The sequence below is a fragment of the Pseudomonas sp. ES4 genome (assembly GCF_050586665.1).
Taxonomy (GTDB): Bacteria; Pseudomonadota; Gammaproteobacteria; order Pseudomonadales; family Pseudomonadaceae; genus Aquipseudomonas; species Aquipseudomonas frederiksbergensis.
Genome location: NZ_JBOBDO010000036.1, coordinates 17275 through 40394 on the forward strand (window position 1 = coordinate 17275; position 23120 = coordinate 40394).

Annotated in this window: 15 protein-coding genes; 7 read left to right on the forward strand and 8 right to left on the reverse strand. The window is 58.9% G+C overall.

Annotated elements, in window-relative coordinates:
- Window positions 1–77 precede the first annotated feature (77 nt).
- The 3 genes from ACQ4OB_RS26230 to ACQ4OB_RS26240 all read right to left on the reverse strand — a co-directional run bounded on the left by ACQ4OB_RS26230 (window position 78) and on the right by ACQ4OB_RS26240 (window position 4630).
- Window positions 78–1478 (reverse strand): PLP-dependent aminotransferase family protein, encoded by a 1401-nt coding sequence (locus ACQ4OB_RS26230; RefSeq protein WP_076031160.1) that lies wholly within the window; start codon window positions 1476–1478, stop codon window positions 78–80.
- A 67-nt stretch (window positions 1479–1545) separates the two neighbouring features.
- The gene (locus ACQ4OB_RS26235; RefSeq protein WP_430956743.1) at window positions 1546–3030 is read right to left on the reverse strand and encodes a hypothetical protein; all 1485 of its coding nucleotides are present in this window, start codon (window positions 3028–3030) and stop codon (window positions 1546–1548) included.
- 577 nt (window positions 3031–3607) lie between these two features.
- On the reverse strand, window positions 3608–4630 hold the full coding sequence (locus tag ACQ4OB_RS26240) for a zinc-dependent alcohol dehydrogenase family protein (protein ID WP_076031162.1): 1023 nt from the start codon (window positions 4628–4630) through the stop codon (window positions 3608–3610).
- Window positions 4631–4898: 268 nt separating this feature from the next.
- On the opposite strand from ACQ4OB_RS26240, the gene ACQ4OB_RS26245 reads away from it, so the two are divergent.
- The 7 genes from ACQ4OB_RS26245 to ACQ4OB_RS26275 all read left to right on the forward strand — a co-directional run bounded on the left by ACQ4OB_RS26245 (window position 4899) and on the right by ACQ4OB_RS26275 (window position 16208).
- Window positions 4899–5816, forward strand: coding sequence for a LysR family transcriptional regulator (locus tag ACQ4OB_RS26245; RefSeq protein WP_008156370.1), 918 nt, complete (start codon window positions 4899–4901; stop codon window positions 5814–5816).
- A 319-nt stretch (window positions 5817–6135) separates the two neighbouring features.
- Window positions 6136–7389, forward strand: a complete 1254-nt coding sequence (mexE, locus tag ACQ4OB_RS26250) for a multidrug efflux RND transporter periplasmic adaptor subunit MexE (protein ID WP_076031163.1) — start codon at window positions 6136–6138, stop codon at window positions 7387–7389.
- A 15-nt stretch (window positions 7390–7404) separates the two neighbouring features.
- A complete protein-coding gene (locus ACQ4OB_RS26255; protein WP_074876497.1) occupies window positions 7405–10587 on the forward strand; it encodes an efflux RND transporter permease subunit in 3183 nt (1060 codons plus the stop codon).
- Complete coding sequence (locus ACQ4OB_RS26260) at window positions 10584–12005, forward strand: efflux transporter outer membrane subunit (RefSeq protein WP_074876495.1); 1422 nt, start codon at window positions 10584–10586, stop codon at window positions 12003–12005. The genes ACQ4OB_RS26255 and ACQ4OB_RS26260 overlap by 4 nt, the downstream gene beginning before the upstream one ends.
- A 246-nt stretch (window positions 12006–12251) precedes the next feature.
- Entirely contained in the window at window positions 12252–13307 is a 1056-nt protein-coding gene (locus ACQ4OB_RS26265; protein ID WP_430956744.1) for a tetratricopeptide repeat protein, read from the forward strand.
- Window positions 13285–14541 carry an ATPase domain-containing protein gene (locus ACQ4OB_RS26270; protein ID WP_430956750.1) on the forward strand — a complete coding sequence of 419 codons (1257 nt, stop codon included), beginning with the start codon at window positions 13285–13287 and terminating at the stop codon, window positions 14539–14541. The genes ACQ4OB_RS26265 and ACQ4OB_RS26270 overlap by 23 nt, the downstream gene beginning before the upstream one ends.
- A 14-nt stretch (window positions 14542–14555) precedes the next feature.
- Window positions 14556–16208 (forward strand): ATP-binding protein, encoded by a 1653-nt coding sequence (locus ACQ4OB_RS26275; RefSeq protein ID WP_074880677.1) that lies wholly within the window; start codon window positions 14556–14558, stop codon window positions 16206–16208.
- A gap of 134 nt (window positions 16209–16342) precedes the next feature.
- On the opposite strand, the gene ACQ4OB_RS26280 is transcribed toward ACQ4OB_RS26275, so the two are convergent.
- From ACQ4OB_RS26280 to ACQ4OB_RS26300, 5 genes are all read right to left on the reverse strand, one after another.
- Entirely contained in the window at window positions 16343–16720 is a 378-nt protein-coding gene (locus tag ACQ4OB_RS26280) for a response regulator (RefSeq protein WP_074876490.1), read from the reverse strand.
- Window positions 16721–16797: 77 nt separating this feature from the next.
- The gene (locus tag ACQ4OB_RS26285) at window positions 16798–17979 is read right to left on the reverse strand and encodes a hybrid sensor histidine kinase/response regulator (protein ID WP_074876488.1); all 1182 of its coding nucleotides are present in this window, start codon (window positions 17977–17979) and stop codon (window positions 16798–16800) included.
- On the reverse strand, window positions 17973–18566 hold the full coding sequence (locus ACQ4OB_RS26290) for a chemotaxis protein CheB (protein ID WP_074876485.1): 594 nt from the start codon (window positions 18564–18566) through the stop codon (window positions 17973–17975). Before ACQ4OB_RS26290 ends, ACQ4OB_RS26285 begins: the two co-directional genes overlap by 7 nt.
- The gene (locus ACQ4OB_RS26295; protein WP_083383376.1) at window positions 18563–19378 is read right to left on the reverse strand and encodes a CheR family methyltransferase; all 816 of its coding nucleotides are present in this window, start codon (window positions 19376–19378) and stop codon (window positions 18563–18565) included. Before ACQ4OB_RS26295 ends, ACQ4OB_RS26290 begins: the two co-directional genes overlap by 4 nt.
- On the reverse strand, window positions 19378–22869 hold the full coding sequence (locus tag ACQ4OB_RS26300) for a response regulator (protein WP_430956745.1): 3492 nt from the start codon (window positions 22867–22869) through the stop codon (window positions 19378–19380). Before ACQ4OB_RS26300 ends, ACQ4OB_RS26295 begins: the two co-directional genes overlap by 1 nt.
- Window positions 22870–23120 lie beyond the last annotated feature (251 nt).

Consider the following 23120-nt stretch of genomic DNA (forward strand, 5'->3'; position numbering starts at 1 on the left):
GAACGCAGTTTACTGGCAGTTTGACCGCAGCGCGATGGGATCGATCCATCAGTATCACGCAGGGGCTGGGACCCCGTTCAATCGATCGACTCCAGACGCAAGGCGTCTCCTAACAAGCCCATCGCCGCGGCAAGGTCGTGATCACCGCCGAAGGTATGACTCAGGCGCAAGTGTTGCGCATGCAAGCCCTGGAGGCTGAACAGCTCTCCCGGTGCGAACACCACCTGATGCTTGAGCAGACGCTGGAACACCCGACGTACATCGACCTGGCGCAGCGAACGAACCCACACGGTCGCCCCGCCCTGAGGGTCGACAAAGTGCAAGGCATCCCCCAGACGCTCCTGCAACAGTTGTGTCATCTGCACTTTGCGGTCCTTGAGCATCCGCCGTAACACCTGAAGATGCTGGTCGACACGTCCATTGCCGTACAAGCGCGCGATGGCTTTCTGGCGAATCGGTGACAAGCGGAACGAACGCAGCAGAAAGTACCGCTGCAATTCAGCACTGAAGTGCCGCGACAGCAGGTAGCCGTAGGGCGCCTCCGGCCCGATGATTTTCTCGAAAGTGGAAAACACGATCAGCCGATCGGGGTCCAGCAGGTCGCGAAAGCGCGGGCCGTCCGGTTCGAATCCTAGTTCGCCGTAGCAGTCGTTTTCCAGCACCCAACTGCCATGTCGCTCCAGCAACTGCGCGACGATTTGTCGGTTGTCGTCGGGTGCCAGGCTGCCTCGCGGCATATTCAGACCGGATGAAAGCATCACCAGCCGCACCGGCTCGGTCTCCAGCAGCTCTTTGAGCCATTCGACGTCCAGGCCACCGCAGGATTGCACCGCCAGCTCGATCACTCGCACCTGCGCAGCCTGGAGCAACCGCAGAATCGCCCAGTCGCACGGCGACTCGACCAACACCGTGGCGTCCTTGAGATTCAACACCGCGATTAGTATTTCCAGTACGCCACGCAGGTCGGCACCAATATAGACATCGTCGGCATGCCAGCAGCGCAGCGGCGAAGTGGTGTAGCGCGCGGCCAGGGCGATGCGCAACTCCAGCTCGCCGCAAGGTTGGGATGTCGGTTGCGGCTGACGCGGATACTGGCGCAGCAGTTCTCTTTCAAGTAGCAGCAACGGACTGTCGAGGGGTTGCAGCAGCGCCGGTTCATCGGCGCTCAACACCAGCATGCCGGGACGTCTGGCATTGACATAAACGGTTTCGAGCAGGTCGTTGCCACTGCTGAGCGTGTTGATAGAGGATACAGGCAATGCGTAATACCCGGACTTGGCCACCGAATAGACGCGACCTTCCTTCTCCAGCAGCGAATATGCGTACTGAATGGTCGAGATCGACACGCTCAGACGCTCCGCCAACTGACGCAACGAAGGCAGGCGGACCCGCGTGTCACTGACCGGTTCGTTGATCAGGTTAGTCAGATATCGGTACACCGCCTGATACGCGAAGTCTGTTTCTCGTGGCCCTTTCATGGGCAAGAGCCAAATGCCGTGTGAACGTCCTCATGCATCGTCAGAAAATCTGTCAAGCCACGCACTTTCAGCGCCCCGCTGACCATTCATCCGCCACCTTCGCGTCGTCGCACGCGGTTGCCGCTTGCACACCAGCGCTGTCGATTTCCAGCGCGCCTGCCCTGCTTCCATCTGCCGACAGTGGGGCCATGCGGTAAATCTTGCCGATCAAGTTGACTGGCAAACCGCTGACGTCGGTCATCCATTGCAGAACCTGCTCCGGCACTGGTTTGCCCTGCATTGCCCGGTGCAAATCAGGCATCGCCACGAGCATGCCGGGGTGGCACTGGCGCAGAAAACGCTCAAGCGCCGCGCCATTGTCGACGAAAGGTGAAAAAAGCAGACACACCAGTTGAGCCTCGTTCAGGCCAAGGCTTTTTTGTGCCTCGGCCGCCGCCAGCACGCGCAGTTCGGCCAACATCGCCGGATTGCCGAACGCCGCGACTGCTTGTTCGCACAACCGTTCCGCCAGTTGCTTGCGCCGCATCATGATCAATGCACGCTGCAGGTATTCGGTGACACCTGTTTCGTAGCCGCGGTCGTGGACGAAGCACGACTGCAAACCCCGCATGTGGGCGCAGATAGAAAGGCTGACGTACTCGTTGTCGCTGAGCTGAGCCGCCAGTTCGTCGGCTTGAAAACCGAGAAACTCTGTGAGCAGCGGCCAACGCTCTTCCAGGTTGCTGACCAGCAAGTCGTGAATGTCGATGTACGTGGCGCGACGACAGGCCTCGAATCGTTCGGCCGGGCGCCACGCAACCTGGCCATGGTCGGCATAAAAAACGCGGTAGCAATCGCTGCCCAGTTCATCGAGCAATGCGAAAAGCGCCTCGTAGCCGGTTTCGTGATGATCCGAGGTCTTGAGCCCGGCCTTGGCGGCCGCACGCTTCAAGCCGTCGAGAAACTGTTTCTGCTGACGGGGTGAGTCGCTGCTGATCAACGCATCGACACCGCGGTCCCAGCGAGCTATTTGCCCATAGAACTCTCCGGTGGCCAAATACCCGTCGTCCCACAGTTCAAGCGGCCCGTTCCAGGCGCGACAATGGCCCACCATCAAAAGATTGAGCCGATTGGACTCTCGGCCACCTTCGGAAATCGGCGTCAAGTGGTTGAACGGCAGGACCTCCCGGTTATCAACCATCAACACTTCGACCCGAGGATCGTCGTAGAGGAACAAGGCGCTGCAGCTGCGATGGATGTTTTCCAGGGCCGTCGGGCTTGCGTCGTTCAAGCGCAAGGAGGCCACACGCAACTGGAACGTCGCTGGCGCCCGGCCGGCGATACTCAGCTGCGCAGCGCGCAGCAGCGCCAGGGTGTAACAACTGTCACGGGACCCCGACTGAATGGCCAGGACCTTGAATTCGCCAATATGCTCCATGCCTCCGGCGGCCACCACCAATCGCTGAATCATCAGTTGCAATGCCGTGCGTTCGGCACGCGAGAAGAAACTCAACAATCGCTGCAGCACTTGCTGATAGACATAGTTCATCGCTTGGTCATGGATATTGGTCATCTTTATTTACCTGATACTTGTAAGTTCGATGTCGTGCCAACCACAACACGCATTGCGCAATGGGTTGCTTGCCCCGACTGAAGTACTGGACGCTATTGCCAAATGCTAGCACTTAAGCTTTTAGTAATTATTTGAAATAACTGGAAGTCCCCCTTGCTCCCGCCAGAGGCAGGTGACCGTCAACCCCTGTAGAGCCGGGCCCTTGCAGCCGACCGCGAGGTCCTAGGAAATATCCGACAACGTCCCACAGACAATTAGCACAAGAAATAGAGAAAGAAGTCACCCATGTTTTTTTGGTAACGGCGCAACGACGAACTATTGGTCGGATATGTATTAACAGTGTGTATTGAAAAGTATCAAGCTGATACCCAGCCATGACTCATTCCTTGAGATGAAAGTAATCATTCAATTATCAAGGCTTATATGATGATTAGAAGATACAGATTGAGAGCAAAAACCAGTTCAGTTGCTGGACTGATCCATTGACGAGGCAATGTGACGTCTCATTTCAGCGGGAGCTGAAAACAGAAAGTCCGCGGCGGGCACGGACTCTTGCAGAGGGGTTTACATGAAGGGCTTATGCAGGTGCGACCTGAAGGGCGACCCGTTCGCGGCATGGGCATTCGTCCATGTAGCGGTGTGCTTCTACAAACTCGGCAAAGGGGAAGACCCGAGTCTTGAGCGGTAGCAGCACGCGGTCGGCGGTCATCTGGTTGATGTCGCGCAAGGCGCGTTGCAGTGCAACCTGGTCCTGGATGATGCCCAGTTCCGGCTTGCCGGTGAAGTTGCCGATGCAGTGCACAAAGAACTGGATGTTCTTCTGGAACGCTGCGCAGGCCGGGAACGGCGTCTGGTTGCCACCTTGCAGGCCGTACAGTACCAGGCTGCCGCGAGGTGCCAGCACATCGCCAAGCAACGACATCTGTGGCCCGCCGAGACCGTCGAACACCACGTCCACGCCACGGTTGTCGGTGATTTTGTTGATCTGCATCAGCAGATCCTGTTCCTCAGTGACGATGACTTTCTCGGCGCCCAGGGACAGCAGATTCTCACGCTCTTCCGCGGTCTTGGTCGCGGCAATGACCCGGATGCCCAAAGCCTTGCCCAATTGTACGAAGGACGGACCGGCACAATGACTGGCGTCGGTCACCAGAGCGAATTGCCCGGGCTTGACCCGTGCCAGATCGACATAAGCGAAGTAAGCGATCAGCAGCGGCGTGTAATGCACACTGGCTTCGATCGGGCTGAGTACGTCCGGGTAACGGGTCAGTGCCGTGCGCGGCAGAACGATCTGTTCGCCGTAGACCGGATAATCGTTGGGGCTTTCCGCCGGGAAGCTGGCGACTTTGTCGCCGATTGCCAGATCATCGACGCCCTCGCCGACCGCCGTCACGACGCCGGACATTTCATGGCCAAGGCCTGAAGGCAGACGAGCGTGAGACGAGGCCAGGTTCTGGCGCCAGAGAATGTCGTACCAGCTGATGCCAATCGCCTCGACGCGCACCTGCACTTCGCCCGGTGCAGGGAGAGCGGCCGCATGCTCTTCGCATTTGAGCACCTCGGCTGGACCAAACTTGTGAAAACGGATCGTGCGGGACATCGCAAACCTCGTCAAAGAAACCTCTAATGCCCTGAACTCTATCCGGGCTTTCTACCCAAGACTATCAGTGGCTATTAATAGTCGACATGCCTGTCATTGATTCCGCAGCGCCGGTGACATCATCAAATGCCGTGAAAACCGAAGCATCCATTTCAGGAAAACTGAATTACTCGGTGCAGAGTAGCAGCCTTTCCCCTTAATATTCATGCCGGCCATTGTTCTCATATGGCCGCTCTCGTCAAGCTTGATGACTCTGCCAGGACTCCAGATGAATCGTAATGACCTGCGTCGTGTCGACCTGAACCTGTTGATCGTTTTCGAAACATTGATGCACGAACGCAGTGTGACCCGCGCTGCGGAGAAACTGTTCCTCGGTCAGCCGGCCATCAGTGCGGCGCTCTCGCGCTTGCGCGGGCTGTTCGATGATCCGTTGTTCGTGCGCACCGGTCGCAGCATGGAACCGTCCGCCCGGGCGGTGGAAATCTTCGCCCTGCTCTCGCCTGCACTGGATTCGATTTCCACCGCGGTCAGTCGTGCGGCGGAATTCGATCCGGCGACCAGCACCGCGGTGTTTCGCATCGGTCTGTCGGACGATGTCGAATTCGCCCTGCTGCCGATGCTGCTCAAGCGCCTGCGTGCCGAATCCCCGGGGATCGTGCTGGTGGTGCGTCGGGCCAACTACATCCTGATGCCGAGCCTGCTGGCTTCGGGCGAGATTTCCATCGGCGTCAGCTACACCGCCGACCTGCCGGCCAACGCCAAGCGCAAAGTACTGCGCCGCAGCATGCCGAAGCTGTTGCGGGCCGACACAGTGCCAGGGCCGTTGAGCCTGGATGATTTCTGCGCGCGGCCTCATGCGCTGGTGTCGTTCGCCGGTGACCTGAGCGGCTTTATAGATGAAGAGCTGGAGAAACTCGGGCGCAAGCGTCATGTGGTGCTTGCCGTTCCGCAGTTCAACGGACTCAGCACTCTCATCAGCGGCACCGATATTGTCGCGACCGTGCCGGATTATACGGCTGAAGCATTAACGGCGGCCGGCGGTGTGCGGGCTGAAGACCCGCCGTTGCCGGTGCGCAGTTTTGAATTGCACATGGCCTGGCGCGGGTCGCAGGATAATGATCCGGGTGAGCGTTGGTTACGCTCGCGAATTCAGATGTTTTTTGGTGATCCGGATAGTTTGGCCTGATCCTGATTGTTATGAGGGCTGATGGCCTCTTCGCGGGCAAGCCCGCTCCCACAGGGATTTGTGAACACCATAGATTCAATGTGGGAGCGGGCTTGCCCGCGATGGCCGCGACTCGGTTCTACGTCCAACTTTTGCACTCCCCGCAACACAGAATTGTCATCATCCCAATTGATAGCCGCCTAACGAAAGGTGCACGCTAGAGAGCTTGGCTGGCGCTTATATCATTCCGAATGATAGTTATCTTTGCCTCATTCGATTCGTGCGATACAGCCTCCCCGAGCATCATCCGCCCATTCTCAATACATTGGCGGATGCATCCATGGAACAATCACTCAAACATTTACGCTTCCCGTTGGCCCTGTTGGCCGTGCTGGTGATGAGCGCTTGCGGCAAGACTCCGGACACGGCCGCCACTATGCCCGCAGCCAAAGTCAGCGTGGCCAAGGTGCTGGAACAACCGGTGAACGAGTGGGACGAATTCACCGGGCGCCTCGAAGCCCCGGAAACCGTGGAGATTCGTCCACGGGTCTCCGGCCAGATCGATGAAGTGGCCTTCACTGAAGGTGCTTTGGTCAAGAAAGGCGACCTGCTGTTCCAGATCGACCCGCGTCCATTCCAGGCCGAGGTCCGCCGCCTCGAAGCCTTGGTTGCCCAATCCCGCGCCACCGCCACCCGCAGCGAAAACGAATCCCAGCGTGGCGAACGTCTGCGCACCAGCAACGCGATCTCCGCCGAGCTGGCCGATTCGCGCACCAGCGCTGCTCAAGAAGCCCGCGCCGCCGTCGGTGCCCTCCAGGCGCAACTGGACCTGGCCAAACTGAACCTGAGCTTCACCCGTGTCACCGCGCCGATCAGCGGCCGCGTCAGCCGCGCAGAAATCACTGCCGGCAACCTGGTGACCGCCGATACCACCGCGCTGACCAGCGTGGTGTCCACCGACAAGGTCTACGCCTACTTCGACGCCGACGAGCGTGTGTTCCTCAAATACACCCAGCTCGCTCGCCAGGGCAAACGCGGTGCTACCACGCCGGTGTACCTCGGCCTATCCAACGAAGACGGCAATCCCCACCAGGGCGTGATGAACTTCGTCGATAACCAGGTCAACCCGAAAACCGGCACCATCCGCGGTCGTGCCGTGTTCGACAACAGCGACGGCGCCTACACCCCAGGCCTGTATGCCCGCCTGAAACTGGTCGGCAGCGGCACCTATTCCGCCGTGCTGATCAACGACGAAGCGGTCGGTACCGATCTGGGTAAAAAATTCGTGCTGGTGATGGATGCCGACAACAAGACGGCGTATCGCTCGGTCGAGCTGGGTCCGAAGATCGAAGGTTTGCGCATCGTGCGCAGCGGCCTGAACAAGGACGACACGATCATCGTCAAGGGTCTGCAACGGGTTCGCCCTGGTTCGCCGGTCACGCCAGAAGTGATCCCGATGGCCAGTGAACAAACCCTCGCGGCACTTGCACAACAACGACAAGCGCTGGAAGCCAGCAACCTGCCCCAAGTCGCACCTGCCAAGGTCGCGCCGGGTTCGGTTGTGAAATTGGCTGCCGCGACTCCACGCGGTTAAGGGACGACAACTCCGATGAATTTTTCCCAATTCTTCATTTCACGGCCGATCTTTGCCGCGGTACTTTCGCTGCTGATCCTGATCGCCGGTGCCATCTCGCTGTTCCAGTTGCCGATCAGCGAATACCCGGAAGTGGTTCCACCGACCGTTGTGGTTCGTGCGAACTTCCCAGGTGCCAACCCTAAAGTCATCGGTGAAACCGTGGCCGCGCCACTGGAGCAAGCCATCACCGGCGTCGAGAACATGCTGTACATGTCCTCGCAGTCCACCGCCGACGGCAAGATCACCCTGACCATCACCTTTGCGCTGGGCACGGACCTGGACAACGCTCAGGTCCAGGTGCAGAACCGGGTGACCCGGACCGAACCCAAACTTCCAGAAGAAGTGACGCGTATCGGTATCACCGTAGACAAGGCGTCGCCCGACCTGACCATGGTTGTGCACTTGACCTCGCCGGACAAACGCTACGACATGCTCTACCTGTCCAACTACGCCTTGCTCAACATCAAGGATGAGCTGGCGCGTCTGGGCGGTGTCGGTGATGTGCAGCTGTTCGGCATGGGCGATTACTCGCTGCGGGTCTGGCTCGATCCGAACAAGACCGCTTCGCGCAACCTGACCGCCACCGACGTCGTGACCGCCATTCGTGAACAAAACCGTCAAGTAGCGGCCGGTGCCCTGGGCGCTCCGCCTGCGCCGAATGCCACTGCGTTCCAGCTGTCGGTCAACACCCAAGGTCGTCTGGTTTCCGAAGAAGAGTTCGAGAACATCATCATTCGCTCCGGCGACAATGGTGAAATCACTCGCCTGAAAGACATCGCTCGTGTCGAACTCGGCTCCAGCCAATACGCCCTGCGCTCCTTGCTGAACAACCAGCCGGCGGTGGCAATCCCGATCTTCCAGCGCCCCGGCTCCAACGCGATCCAGATCTCCAACGATGTCCGGGAGAAAATGGCCGAGCTGAAGAAAAACTTCCCGGAAGGCATGGACTTCAGCATCGTCTATGACCCGACGATCTTCGTGCGCGGCTCCATCGAGGCGGTGGTTCACACCCTCTTCGAAGCGCTGATCCTCGTTGTGCTGGTGGTGATCCTGTTCCTGCAAACCTGGCGCGCCTCGATCATTCCGTTGGTGGCGGTGCCGGTTTCGCTGATCGGTACGTTTGCCGTGATGCACCTGTTCGGCTTCTCGCTGAACGCCCTGTCACTGTTCGGCCTGGTGTTGGCTATCGGTATCGTGGTCGACGATGCGATTGTGGTGGTGGAGAACGTCGAGCGAAACATCGGGCTCGGATTAACCCCTGTAGAAGCCACCAAACGTGCGATGCGTGAAGTGACCGGCCCGATCATCGCAACGGCGCTGGTGCTGTGTGCGGTGTTTATCCCGGCCGCGTTCATCTCCGGGTTGACCGGGCAGTTCTACAAGCAGTTCGCCCTGACCATTGCGATCTCGACTGTGATCTCGGCGTTCAACTCGCTGACCCTGTCGCCCGCCCTGGCTGCGGTGTTGCTCAAAAGTCATGACGCACCGAAGGACCGTTTCTCCAAGGTTCTCGACAAGATCTTCGGTGGCTGGCTGTTCCGTCCGTTCAACCGCTTCTTCGACAAGGCCAGCCATGGTTATGTCGGCACCGTGGGCCGGGTTATCCGCAGCAGCGGTATCGCCTTGCTGGTGTACGCCGGGCTGATGGTGCTGACGTTCTTCGGTTTCTCCAACACCCCGACCGGTTTCGTACCCGGCCAGGACAAGCAATACCTGGTGGCCTTCGCGCAACTGCCGGACGCCTCGAGCCTGGACCGTACCGAAGACGTGATCAAACGCATGTCCGACCTGGCCCTGAAACAGCCTGGCGTGGAAAGTGCGGTGGCCTTCCCTGGCCTGTCGATTAACGGTTTCACCAACAGCCCTAACGCCGGCATCGTGTTCGTCACCCTGAAACCGTTCGACGAGCGTAAAGACCCGAGCATGTCCGCCGGTGCGATTGCCGGTGCATTGAACGGCCAGTTCGCCGGGATCCAGGAAGCCTACATGGCGATCTTCCCGCCGCCGCCGGTACAAGGCCTGGGCACCATTGGTGGTTTCCGCCTGCAGATCGAAGACCGGGGCAACCTGGGCTACGACGAGCTGTACAAAGAAACCATGAACATCATCACCAAGAGCCACAACGTGCCGGAACTGGCCGCCCTGTTCACCAGCTACACCGTGAACGTGCCGCAAGTCGATGCCGCTATCGACCGCGAAAAAGCCAAGACCCACGGCGTGGCCGTCAGCGACATCTTTGACACCCTGCAGATCTACCTGGGTTCGCTGTATGCCAACGACTTCAACCGCTTCGGTCGCACCTACCAGGTCAACGTTCAGGCAGAACAACAGTTCCGTCTCGAACCGGACCAGATCGGTCAGTTGAAAGTGCGTAACAATAGAGGCGAGATGATTCCGCTGGCGACGTTCATCAAGGTCAGCGACACCTCGGGGCCGGACCGCGTGATGCACTACAACGGCTTCATCACCGCTGAAATCAACGGTGCAGCCGCTCCCGGCTACAGCTCCGGCCAGGCCGAAAAAGCCATCGAGAAACTGCTCAAGGAAGAACTTCCGAACGGCATGACCTACGAATGGACCGACCTGACCTACCAGCAGATTCTGTCCGGTAACACCGCACTGTTCGTATTCCCACTCTGCGTACTGCTGGCGTTCCTGGTACTCGCGGCTCAATACGAAAGCTGGAGCCTGCCATTGGCGGTGATCCTGATCGTACCGATGACCCTGCTGTCGGCCATCACTGGTGTGATTGCTTCGGGAGGCGACAACAACATCTTCACCCAGATCGGTTTGATCGTACTGGTGGGGCTTGCCTGTAAGAACGCGATTCTGATCGTCGAGTTTGCCAAGGACAAACAGGAGGACGAAGGCATGAACCCGCTCGCGGCGGTGCTCGAAGCTTGCCGCCTGCGTCTGCGGCCGATCCTGATGACTTCCTTCGCGTTCATCATGGGGGTTGTGCCTCTGGTGTTCTCCAGCGGTGCCGGTGCCGAAATGCGTCATGCCATGGGTGTGGCGGTGTTCTCCGGGATGCTCGGGGTGACCTTCTTCGGTCTGTTGCTGACGCCCGTGTTCTACGTATTGATTCGTAATTTTGTGGAGCGCGGTGAAAAGCGCAAAGCGGCCAAGGTCCTGAAACTGGAGGCGCAACAATGAGTCTGAAAGCCTTCCTGCCGAGCCTTCTGGTACTGGCCCTGAGTGCCTGTGCCGTCGGCCCGGACTACAAGACCCCAGCCACTGAGCCGGCCAACATCACCACCGCCACCGATGGCAGCGCCGGTCAGAAAAACTTCGACCGCTCGCGTTTCGAAGGCATCTGGTGGCAGCAGTTCGAAGACCCGACCCTCAACCAGTTGGTGACTCAATCGCTGCAAGGCAACCGTGATTTGCGCGTGGCCTTCGCTCGCTGGAAAGCGGCCCGGGCGATTCGCGATGACGTCAGCAATGACGCCATGCCAACCATCACCAGCCGGGCCAGCAGTGACCTGGCCAAGGGTCAGATTCCGGGCCAGACCACCAAACGTGTCAGTAGCGAACGCTACGACCTGGGCCTCGACATGGCGTGGGAGATCGACCTGTTTGGGCGTATCCAGCGCAACCTGGAATCCGCCGACGCCGAACAGCAAGCGCTCGAAGCCGATCTGTACCAACTGCAAGTCTCGATGATTGCTGAACTGGTGGATGCCTACGGTCAACTGCGCGGTGCGCAACTGCGGGAAAAGATCGCCCTGGCCAACCTGAACAACCAGCAGGAATCGAGCAAGATCACCGTCAGCCTGCGTGATGCCGGCGTCGGCGATCAGCTCGATGTGGTCCGCGCCGATGCACGCCTGGCGTCCGTCGAAGCCAGCCTGCCGCAATTGCAGGCCGAACAGGTTCGGCAGAAAAACCGCATCGCCACTCTGCTGGGAGAGCGGCCAGACAAGCTGACCGTCGACCTGAGTCCAAAAGACTTGCCGGCGATCGCCAAGGCCCTGCCGATCGGTGATCCGGGTGAACTGCTGCAGCGCCGCCCGGACATTCTCAGCGCCGAGCGCAAACTGGCCTCCGCCACCGCCCGTATCGGCGTGGCCAAGGCTGATTTGTTCCCACGGGTCAGCCTTAGCGGTTTCCTTGGCTTCACCGCCGGGCGCGGTTCGCAGATCGGGTCCTCGGCGGCCAACGCCTGGGCTCTGGGTCCAAGCATTACCTGGGCCGCGTTCGATCTGGGCAGCGTGCGAGCACGTTTGCGTGGCGCCGATGCGGATGCTGAAGGCGCCCTGGCAACCTACGAACAGCAAGTCTTGTTGGCGTTGGAAGAATCGGAAAACGCCTTCAGCGACTACGGCAAACGGCAACAACGCTTGATCTCACTGATTCGTCAGAGTGAGTCGAGCCGCGCCGCTGCCGACCTGGCGGAAATTCGCTACCGCGAAGGTACGGCGGACTTCCTCGTCCTGCTCGATGCCCAGCGTGAGCGTCTGGCGGCAGAAGACACTCAGGCCCAGGCCGAAGTCGATCTGTATCGCGGCATTGTCGCGATCTACAAAGCCCTGGGCGGTGGCTGGCAACCGGAGTCTGTCGCCAGCAAGTAAAGTTTTAACGAGCTCCTTTGGTTGGCCGCAACCAACCAATTCCTTTGCCCTGCGCCTCATTCGGTCGCGGGGCTTTTTTTTGCCTGAATTAAGGGATGGGACGCGATCTGTAGGCAAAATCATTGAAAGGCCAGCCTGCCTCCAATTGCCTGACACGCGAATTGAACTGAGTCCGGGTTTGACTCACAGCCTTGGCTGACCGAAGCTGGCAACTTTGCAACAGCTTGCCAGCTCCCGGATTCCTGCATGCCCCAGTCCCGCCGCTACCTGCTCATCAGCCTCTGCGTCCTGTTTGCCCTTGGTCTGGCCTGGTTTTTCCTGCGCAGTACAACCCCCGCCGTGCCGGAGGCGATCAAGCGTGGCTACAGCGAGGCGCTGAACCAGGCGCGCGCAGGTCAACCGGGCGCGGCGCGAGTTCTCTACCAGCAATTGGGCCGCCCCGATATATCGCCCAAGCGTCGCGTCTGGTTGCATGCCGAACTGCCCAACTACCCCAGCTCCGTGGCCCTGAAACTGGCGGATGCGGACTTGCAGCATGAATCGCCGGACGTGCGCATCGCCGCGATCAAAAGCATCAGCGGTCTGGTGCCCAGCGGCCAGCGCAGCCTGCTGTTGGGCCCGTTACTCGATGACAGCGAACAGCGCGTGCGCTATGCCGCGGTGAACGCCCTGCTCGGGCTATCGCCGGACGACCTCGGTTTGTACTTCGGGCCGCTGGAACAAGCCATCGATGCCTGGGAACGGGACCTGAAGAGCCAGCCGCAAAGCGCCGACAACCAATATCAACTGGCTCGGTTGCATCTGCACAATGCCGAACTGAAAAAGGCGCAACAGGCGCTGGAGAACACCTTGCGACTTGCGCCCGGCAACCTGCCCGCGCTGGTGATGCAAATCGACGTGCTGGATCGCCTGGGCCAAAACGATGCGGCCCGACAGCTATTGGCCAAGCAACTGAAGGCTCAGCCCGACTCGGCCTACCTGCAACATGCCTTGGGACTCTGGCTGTTGCATCACGGGCAAAGCGAGTTCGCCCTGCTCGGCCTTTCCAAAGCCGTGGAACTGGAGCCGGATAACAAGGATTACCGCTACGACCTGGCCACCACGCTTCACGATCAACAGGAGCTGGAAGCGGCGCAGAAACAGTTGCAGGAGATCGTCCAGCGCCACCCGGCCGACCGCAGAGCCCGGGTATTGCTGATCAACTATTGGAAAGAAAGCGGCCAGCTACAGAACGTGCAGATTCTGTTGGCGCAACTTGAACAACTCAACCCCGACGACCCTGCCCTGCAGCAAGGGCTTTAACAACAACAAAAATTTCCCGGAAAGCCTACTCAATGCCGAACATCAGCAAAGCCTGCTGTATTCCTCGGACCTTGAACTGGGCGAAGCCACCAAGCAGATTTTTGAAGTGGTCGAACGGGTCAAGCCGACTCGTGTAGTGCTCGACAGCCTTTCCGAGATCCGTTTGCTGGCCCAGAGTTCTTTGCGCTACCGTCGCCAGATCCTCGCGATCAAACACTACTTCGTGCGCTATGACGCCACAGTGGTGTTGCTGGACGACCTGACCACCGAATCCCTCGACAAAACCGTGCACAGTGTGGCCCACGGGGTGATTCGCCTTGAGGAACTGACCCCCAACTATGGCGCCGAGCGTCGGCGAATCCGCGTGGTGAAGTACCGTGGCCAGAAGTACCGTGGCGGGTTTCATGACTTCACCATCATGGGCGATGGCGTTCATGTGTTTCCGCGCCTGGTGGCCGCCGAGCATCGCGGTCGCTACATTCGCCAGCAGTTAACCAGCGGCATCAAGGAAATGGATGCCTTGCTCGGTGGCGGGATCGAGACCGGTTCCAGCACGTTGATCCTCGGCCCTGCCGGTACCGGCAAATCGCTGATCTCGATGATCTTCGCCGCTGCCGCCGTGGCCCGTGGCGAAAAAGCTGCGCTGTTCATTTTCGATGAAGAGCTCGGGTTGCTGTTCGAGCGCATGAAGAACATCGGCATCGACCTCAAGGCGCTGCAAGACACCGGCAACCTGCTGATCGAGCAGGTGGACGCGGCCGAGTTGTCCCCCGGAGAGTTTTCCTACCGGGTTCGTCGCTGCGTCGATGACGGCGATATCAAGACGGTCGTGATCGACAGCATCAACGGCTATCAGGCAGCGATGCCCGAGGAAAACGCGTTGGTACTGCACATGCACGAGTTGCTGCTGTACCTCAATCGCCAGGGTGCCGCGACCTTCATGACCGTCGCCCAGCATGGACTGGTCGGCGACATGCAGGCCCCCGTGGACATCACCTATCTGGCCGACACGGTCATCCTGCTGCGCTACTTCGAGGCACTGGGCAAGGTGCGCCGGGCGATTTCAATCATCAAGAAACGTACGGGCAGCCATGAATCGACCATTCGCGAATACCGCATCAGCGCTCAGGGCATGACCATTGGTGAACCACTGGATGCCTTCCAAGGGGTATTGCGCGGCGTCCCGACTTATCTGGGTGCCAGCAACCCCTTGCTTGAGGAACAAAGCCCGTGATCGCCCAGGAAGCGATGTCCGAGCGCGCGATCATTCTCGCGCCGCTGGGTCGCGACAGCCAGATTGCGTTGATGATGCTCAACGAAGCGGGTTACGACGGGGTCATCACTCGGGACCTGGTGGCGTTATGCAGTGAACTGGAGCAAGGGGCAGGCTTGCTGCTGATCTCCTCCGAAGCCTTGCTGGGCGGTGACCTTGAGCCACTGCTCTTGCTGATCGAGCAACAACCGGCCTGGTCCGATCTTCCGATTGTCTTGATGACCTACCATGGCGGCCCGGAACAAAACCCGGCGTCGCGCTACGGCCCGCAGCTGGGGAACGTGACCTTTCTTGAGCGTCCTTTTCACCCGGTCACGTTGATCAGCCTGGTGACCACCGCGTTGCGCGGCCGTCGACGACAGTACGAAGCCAGGGATCGGCTGATCGATTTGAGTCAAAGCGAACTGCGGTTGCAGAACACCCTCGAAACCCTCGAACAGCAGGTCGAGGAACGCACCGCCCAGCTACGACACAATGAAGAAGCCCTGCGTCAATCGCAGAAGATGGAAGCGGTCGGCCAGCTCACCGGCGGCATAGCCCACGACTTCAACAACATGCTGACCGGCATCATCGGCAGCCTGGAGCTGCTGCGTCGACGCCTGGCCCGTGGGCGCACTGAAGATCTGGACAGCCTGATCGACCTGGGCGTGACCTCAGCCAACCGCGCGGCAGGCCTGACCCACCGTTTGCTGGCGTTCTCCCGGCGTCAGTCGCTGGACTCCAAACCCGTGGCGATGAACACCCTGGTGGTGTCCATGGGCGAATTGCTACAGCGCAGCATCAACGAAACGATTCAACTGGACATGCAGCTCAACGAGCAACTCTGGGTGGCCGAGGCCGATCCCAATCAACTGGAAAGCGCCCTGCTCAATCTGGTGATCAATGCTCGGGATGCGATGCCCGATGGCGGCAAACTGGTGGTAAAAACCAGCAATCAGCATTTGGACCTTGAGTTCACCAAGACGCAAAGCAACCTTCAGCCGGGCGATTACGTGGTGCTGAGCGTCACGGACACCGGCTGTGGCATGCCGCCAAGTACCATCAGCCGAGCCTTTGACCCGTTCTTTACCACCAAGCCCATCGGTCAGGGCACCGGCCTTGGATTGTCGATGATCTATGGCTTCAGCAAACAATCACGCGGCCACGTCGCCATTCAAAGTGAAGTGGGCGAAGGCACCACGGTGAGCCTGTTTCTGCCGCGATGCGGCAGTGACCTGCCTCAGGACAACCCGGTGAACGTCCAGCACGCGCCATACGCGCGCAATGGCGAAACGGTGCTGATCGTCGAGGACGACCCGGCGGTGCGGGTGTTGGTCAGTACGGTGTTGAGTGACCTGGGTTATGCCTTCGTCGAGGCTGGCGATGCCGACAGCGCGGTGCCGATTCTCGATTCCGGGCAGCGTATCGATCTATTGATCAGCGACGTTGGATTGCCCGGCATGAATGGCCGGCAACTGGCGGAAATCGGCCGGCAATACCGGCCGGACCTGAAGGTGTTGTTCATTACCGGATATGCCGAACACGCGGCGGTGCGCGGTGGTTTTCTGGATCCTGGCATGCAGATGATTACCAAGCCGTTCACCTTCGACCTGTTGACGGCGAAGGTGCGGGAGATGATCAGGATCTGACGCACCCCTTGTAGCAGCTGCCGAAGGCTGCGTTCGAGGACGAAGTCCTCACCAAGGGATTGTATAGCCCCGATAAGCGGCCGCTACGCGCCCGAACGCAGCCTTCGGCAGCTGCTACATAGAGCGTGCGGCGCTCAGGAAAGCATTTCCCGCATGAGCTCTTGCAGCACATCCAGATCGAACGGCTTGGCCAGGATCGGCGCCTTACGGGTGATCGGGCTGTCCGTCTCGCGGATCTCCTGCGGATAACCGCTGATAAAGATCACCTTGAGCTCCGGTCGCAGCTTCACGGCAGGTTCAGCAATCTGCACGCCAGAGATGCCGCCCGGCAGGCGGAAATCGGTGATCATCATGTCCAGGTGCGGTTTGCTCGACAGGATTTCGAAGGCCTGCTCGCCGTTTTCGGCCTGCAATACCCGGTAGCCCTCACCCGACAGATAGGCCGAAAGCACCATCAGAATCGAGGGGTCATCTTCGACGATCAATACGACGTCTTGTGCATCTTCACTCATGGGAAGCCTTTGTTCGGTCAATAGCTGCTGATACGACCATGGGGCCGATCAGAGGTTGCGTTTATCTGGCCAGTTTCCTAAAGCGGCAGACAAACGCGAAACAAGGCGCCTTCGCCAATTTGGCTTTCGACGGTAATGGAACCGCCATGGGCGGCCACAATCTGCTCGGAAATAAACAACCCCAGGCCCAACCCCGCGACTGCGTGTTTGGCCGTGACGCGTTCGAACTGCTGGAAAATACGCATCTGGTTCTCTTCGTCGATGCCGATCCCTGAATCGCGCACTTCCACCCAAGCCTGATCGCTCTCACTGTACACCCTAACGGTGATCGGGCTCTTGGCGCCGTAGCGCAACGCATTGGTCAGCAGGTTGGAAATCACCTGTTCAATGCGAAATTCGTCCCAACTGCCCACCACGGGTTGCTCGGCTTCCAGGGTGACCGAGGACTCGGCAGCATCGATCTGCGGGGCAAAGTTCTGCAACAAATCGCGGACCAGCGCCGATAGATCGAAGCGCGTTGGTCGGATCGACAACTTGCCGGTGCGAATGCGCGACACATCAAGCATGTCCTCGATCAAGCGGATCAGGCTTTTGATCTGCCGCTCGTCGCGGTCGACCATTGCGTGCATTTTGTCCAGGGTGAACGCTGCCGCGTTGTCCCGGGCCAGGTGCATCTTGCGCAATTGGGTTTCGAGGATCAGGCCATTGAGCGGCGTGCGGACTTCGTGGGCGACGATGGACATGAAGTCATCACGCATGCGCACTGCTTGCTCCAGTTCCAGCTGGGTACTCTGTAACTGCTGGAGCAATGCTTCCTGCTCGCGGCGGCTTTGCTCCAGCTCTTCGACCTGCTGTTTCATCGCCTTGCTTTGGCGAAACAGTTCGACGAACACGTTGACCTTGCTCTTGACCGCATGGATATCCAGCGGCTTGTAGAGGAAATCCACGGCTCCGCTTTCATAGCCCTTGAACGCGTAGTTCAGCTCGCGACCGCCCGCACTGACGAACACGATCGGAATGTTCTTGGTCTTTTCCGTGCCGCGCATCAGCTCGGCCAGTTCGAAGCCGTTCATGCCGGGCATCTGCACGTCGAGAATGGCCATGGCGAACTCGTGTTGCAGCAACAGCGACAAGGCCTCGTCGGCGGACAAGGCTTTGTAGACGATACGGTCTTCGCGCTTGATCAGCGCTTCGAGCGCCAACAAGTTCTCCGGTAGATCGTCAACGATCAGTAATTTGGCCTGGATAGTACTTAGCATGCGATTCGTTCCAGCTCGACAAGCAGACGGCCGATGCCGCGAATAGGGAGGATATGGTCCGGTTGGTGTATATCAAGCGCCGCCCGGGGCATGGTCGCGACCTGGGCTTCGTCCGGGTCCTGAACGATGGTCATGCCGCCATGGCGCTTGACCTGGGCCAGGCCGCGAGCGCCATCACGGTTGGCGCCGGTCAACAACACCGCAGCCAGAGCTGAACCGTAGGCATCGGCGGCCGACTCGAACAGGTAATCGATGGCAGGTCGCGAATAATGCACACGGGCTTCCAGACTCAAGGAAAAACTGCGGTCCTGCTCCACCGACAAGTGATAACCCGGAGCCGCGAAATACAGCGTTCCCGCTTCGACCAGCGTCTTGTCGCAGGCTTCCCGTACTGGCATGGCCACGCGCCGTGCGAACACCTCGACCAGATGACTGCAGCGTCCGTCCGGCAAGTGCAAAACCACAATGATCGGCAGTTGGAAGCCTTCTCGCAGTGGGCCGAGGATACTCAGCAACGCCTCCACTCCGCCGGCCGAGGCGCCGATCACAATAGCCTCTATGGAAGGCAGATCCGCTGCACTGTTCATGATTTTCGGTAGACCCGTTCTTGTTTGACCAACGGTTCGAACTGATTGCCGTAAGACGAGAAATCCGGGGTTTCCTTGCTGCCCAGCACCAGAAATCCTCGATGGCAAAGGGAATCATGGAACAAACCGAAAGCACGATCTTGAAGCTTTTTATTGAAATAAATCAAAACATTACGGCACGAAATCAATTGAGTTTCTGAAAAGACACTGTCAGTCGCCAGGCTGTGATCGGCGAAGGTCACGTTCTCACACAGGGTCTTGTCGAAAATGGCGTAACCGTAAGCCGCTGTGTAGTAGTCGGCGAACGAACGCTGGCCACCTGCCTGCTGGTAGTTATGAGTGTAGGCGCGGACATTCTCCATCGAGAATATCCCTTGCTTGGCTTTATCCAGCGAGCGCGGATTGATGTCGGTGGCGTAAATGATGGTGCGATCGAGCAAGCCTTCTTCGCGCAGCAGAATGGCCATCGAATAGACCTCTTCACCGGTGCTGCAACCGGCGATCCAGATCTTGATCGAGGGGTAAGTCTTGAGCAGCGGCACCACTTCCCTGCGGATCGCCAGGAAATGCGAAGGGTCGCGGAACATTTCGCTGACCGGGATCGTCAGCAGTTGCAACAACTGCATGAATGCCGTTGGGTCGTGCAGGACCTTATCCTGCAACGCTGAAATGGTCGTGCACTCGAACTGGCTCAACGCGTGATTGACCCGGCGCTTGATCGAAGCGCCGGAGTAATCGCGAAAGTCATAGCTGTATTTGAGGTAGATCGCCTCGATCAACAAGCGCAATTCGATTTCGCTGTTCTTTTCCACTAAATGCGTTCCATCTTCGGCAACCACACGCGAATCAGCGAGAACAGGCGATCCAGGTCGATGGGCTTGGCCAGGTAATCGTTGGAGCCCGCTTGCAAGCACCGCTCTTGATCGTCCTTCATGGCCTTGGCCGTCACCGCAATGATCGGCAGCTTGCGCCAGCGCGGGTCCTTGCGGATCTCGATGGTGGCTTCGAAACCATCCATTTCCGGCATCATCACGTCCATCAACACCAGATCGATGTCCTCGACTTCATTCAGTCTTTCAATCGCTTCACGACCGTTGCGACCGATGACCACGACTGCACCCTTTTGCTCCAGGGCACTGGTGAGGGCGAAGATGTTGCGCACATCGTCGTCCACCAGCAGCACCTTGCGACCCTCGAAAACCTTGTCGCGACTGCGCGCGGTCTTGAGCATCCTCTGGCGTTCATGGGACAACCTGGATTCGACTTTGTGCAGAAAGAGTGTGACCTCATCCAGCAAACGCTCTGGCGAGCGCGCACCCTTGATGATGATCGAGCGCGAATACTTGCGCAGCTCGGCCTCTTCGTCCCGGGTCAGGTTGCGTCCGGTGTAGACAATCACTGGGGGGAACGAGCAGATATCTTCCGTGGACATGCGCTTGAGCAAGTCGTTGCCGAGCATGTCCGGCAGTTTCAGGTCGATGATCATGCAATCGAAAATCGTCGTACGCAGCAGGTCCAGCGCATCTTGTGCCAGGCCAACGGCAGTGATCTCGATGTCCTCGTCGCCGATCAGCCGGGCAATGCTGTCGCGCTGCAGGTCATCGTCTTCGACCAGCAGGACGCGTTTGACTTTCTGGGTCAGCTTGGCCTCAAGACGGGCAAACACGTCCTTGAGTTCTTCTCGGGTAGTCGGCTTGACCGCGTAACCGATAGCGCCCATATGCATTGCGGCTTCGACCCGGTCTTCCACGGAAATCACGTGCACCGGGATATGCCGGGTTTCAGCGTGTTCCTTCAGACGCTGCAACACAGTCAACCCGGAATGATCCGGCAGACGCATGTCCAGCAGAATGGCGTCCGGGATGAATTCCCTGGCCAGGTCGTAGCCTTCGTCCGCCCCGTGCGCCACCAGGCACTGATAACCCAGCTCATGGGCCAGGTCGTACAGGATATTGGCGAAGTTCGCCTCGTCTTCCACCACCAGAATGCAACGCGTGGTGAATGGCGCCTTGGTGCGATCGTCGTCGAAGCGCGGGATATCGACTTCGGCGATCAGCGGTACCCGTGCAGCGGGCATTACTCTCGGGGTCATGGCAACCGGGGTGGCTCTCATCGGTTCGACAGGTTCTTCGCCCGGTTCAACGTATTGCTGCGGCAACACCAGGGTGAACACACTGCCCTGCCCCGGCTCGCTGGTGACACTGATGGAGCCGCCGAGCAAGGCGGCCAGGTCACGGGAAATCGACAAGCCAAGGCCGGTGCCGCCATAACGGCGATTGGTGGTGCCATCGGCCTGGCGGAAGGCTTCGAAAATACTGTCCTGCTGATCCGCGGCAATGCCAATCCCCGAATCGCGAACGATAAAGGCAATACCGTCGGCGGGCTGACTGGCAACTGTCAGGCTGACCTCGCCTTTTTCAGTGAATTTCACCGCGTTGGACAACAGGTTCTTGATCACCTGCTCCAGACGCTGGCGGTCGGTGAAGATCATCATCGGCGCACCGGCCTGCACTTCCACCTGGAAATGCAGCTTCTTATCGGTGGCCAAGGGCTGGAACATCTCGCGTAACCCATCCACCAATCGCGCCACGCTGGTGTTCTCCGGCCGCATTTCAAGCTTGCCGGCCTCGACCTTGGAAATATCGAGAATGTCGTTGATCAAGTTGAGCAAATCATTGCCGGCAGAATAGATCGACTCGGCAAACTTGACCTGTTCGGCGCTGAGGTTTTCCTGGGGGTTTTCCGCCAGCAACTTGGCCAGGATCAACGAGCTGTTCAGCGGCGTGCGCAACTCGTGGGACATGTTGGCGAGGAATTCAGACTTGTACTTGCTCGAACGCTGCAACTCTTCGGCGCGCTCTTCGAGCAGGTGCTGGGCCTGATTGAGCTCGGTATTTTTCTTGTCCATGGCGTCGCGCTGGTCCGCCAGGATCAACGCCTGTTCGGCGAGCTGCTCATTGGTTTGTTCAAGCTCGACCTGCTGGGTCTCCAGATGCGCCTGGGATTCCTTGAGAATCCGCGACTGCTCTTCCAGCTCTTCGTTGGCGGTCTTGAGTTCTTCCTGCTGGACTTGCAGCTCCTCATTGAGCTGCTGGGTTTCAGCCAGCACTTCTTGCAGGCGCTGGCGATAGCGAGCGGCCTCGATGGAGGTGCCTATGTTGCCGGCAATCAGTTCAAGCAATTCGACATCGCGATCCATCAGCGGGCGCAGGAAACCCAGTTCGATCACACCGTTGACCCGATCATCGTCACTGGTCGGCACCACCAGCACACTGTGCGGCAAACCTTCGCCCAGGCCGGAGCTAACCTTGAAGTAACCGTCCGGTACGTTATCGAGACGGATCAAGCGAGCCTGGTGCGCGACCTGGCCGACAATGCCTTCATCGCTGTAAATCTGCTGTTCGCGCGCTTCCTGCTCGCGGGAGAAACCGTAAGAAGCAATGCGCTTGAGCCCGCCATGTTCTTCGCGGACATAAATGGCGGCTACGGCGGTGCCCAGGTATTGCGCGCAGAACTGCAGAATGTTGCGGCCCAGCAGATTCAGCGACAGTTGCCCCAGCACTTGTTCGGCCAGTTCAGTCTGGCCATTGCGCAGCCAGGCCTGCTGTTCCAGACGCTGGGCACTGGCCTGTTGCCCGGCGAGGTTGGCGCTGTAACTTTGCGAAAGGTTGAGCAAATCCCGACGACCGATGTAGGCCAGCAAGGCGCTGATCCCGGCAATGAACAACAGGTAAAGGCTGATGCTCCAGATCGTGGTACTGCGCACATCCTCGTTGCGCGTGGTGCGCAACTGTTGCTCCATGTCGATCACGTCTTCGAATTGCCTGCGGATCTCATCAGTCAGCCGCTTACCGCGCCCGGTCTTGACCGCGCTGCGGTAATCACCGCTGGATCGTTGCAATTCAATTAGGGTCTGCGCGTAAGCGGCCCACTCATTCTGCAAGGCCTGGAGCCGGTGCAGACGGTCGGTCTGCACCGGATTGTCTGCGGTCAGATCGAGCAAGGTTTTGAGGGCCACTGCTATTCGCGGCTTGGCCGTTTCGTAGGGTTCAAGGAAGTGCTCGTCGCCAGTCAGCAGGAAGCCGCGCATTCCGGTTTCCAGATCGACGGTCAGCTTGATCGATTCATTGGCGTTATTGATCACCCGGTCGGTGTGCTCGACCCACTGGGTCACCGACAGCAGGTAAGTGATCAGCGAAACAAAGAACACTGCACTGAGCGCGCCGACCCCTAATGGCAGGCTGACGTTACGGCTCAGGAGTTTACGGAATCGTTGCTCATCAACCGAAGACGCGGATGTCATGGGGGAAACCTTGTCGAACTGTTGAAAACCAAGGAGTTTGCCCCAAAAGCGCCGGCTTGATCCAATTTTCTGACACCTTTTCGCGCAAAATCCCACATTCAACTGCTCCACTGCCAAGGAGCGGTTATCCTTGCCAACGCTTGTGTGACTAATCTTTTTTCTACCGCGTGGGAACTTGTCGGGTTCCGTCACTTACTGAAGCAAGAGCCCGGCGATTTCGATCGACCGACCACCCGCGAATTCAACCTCTG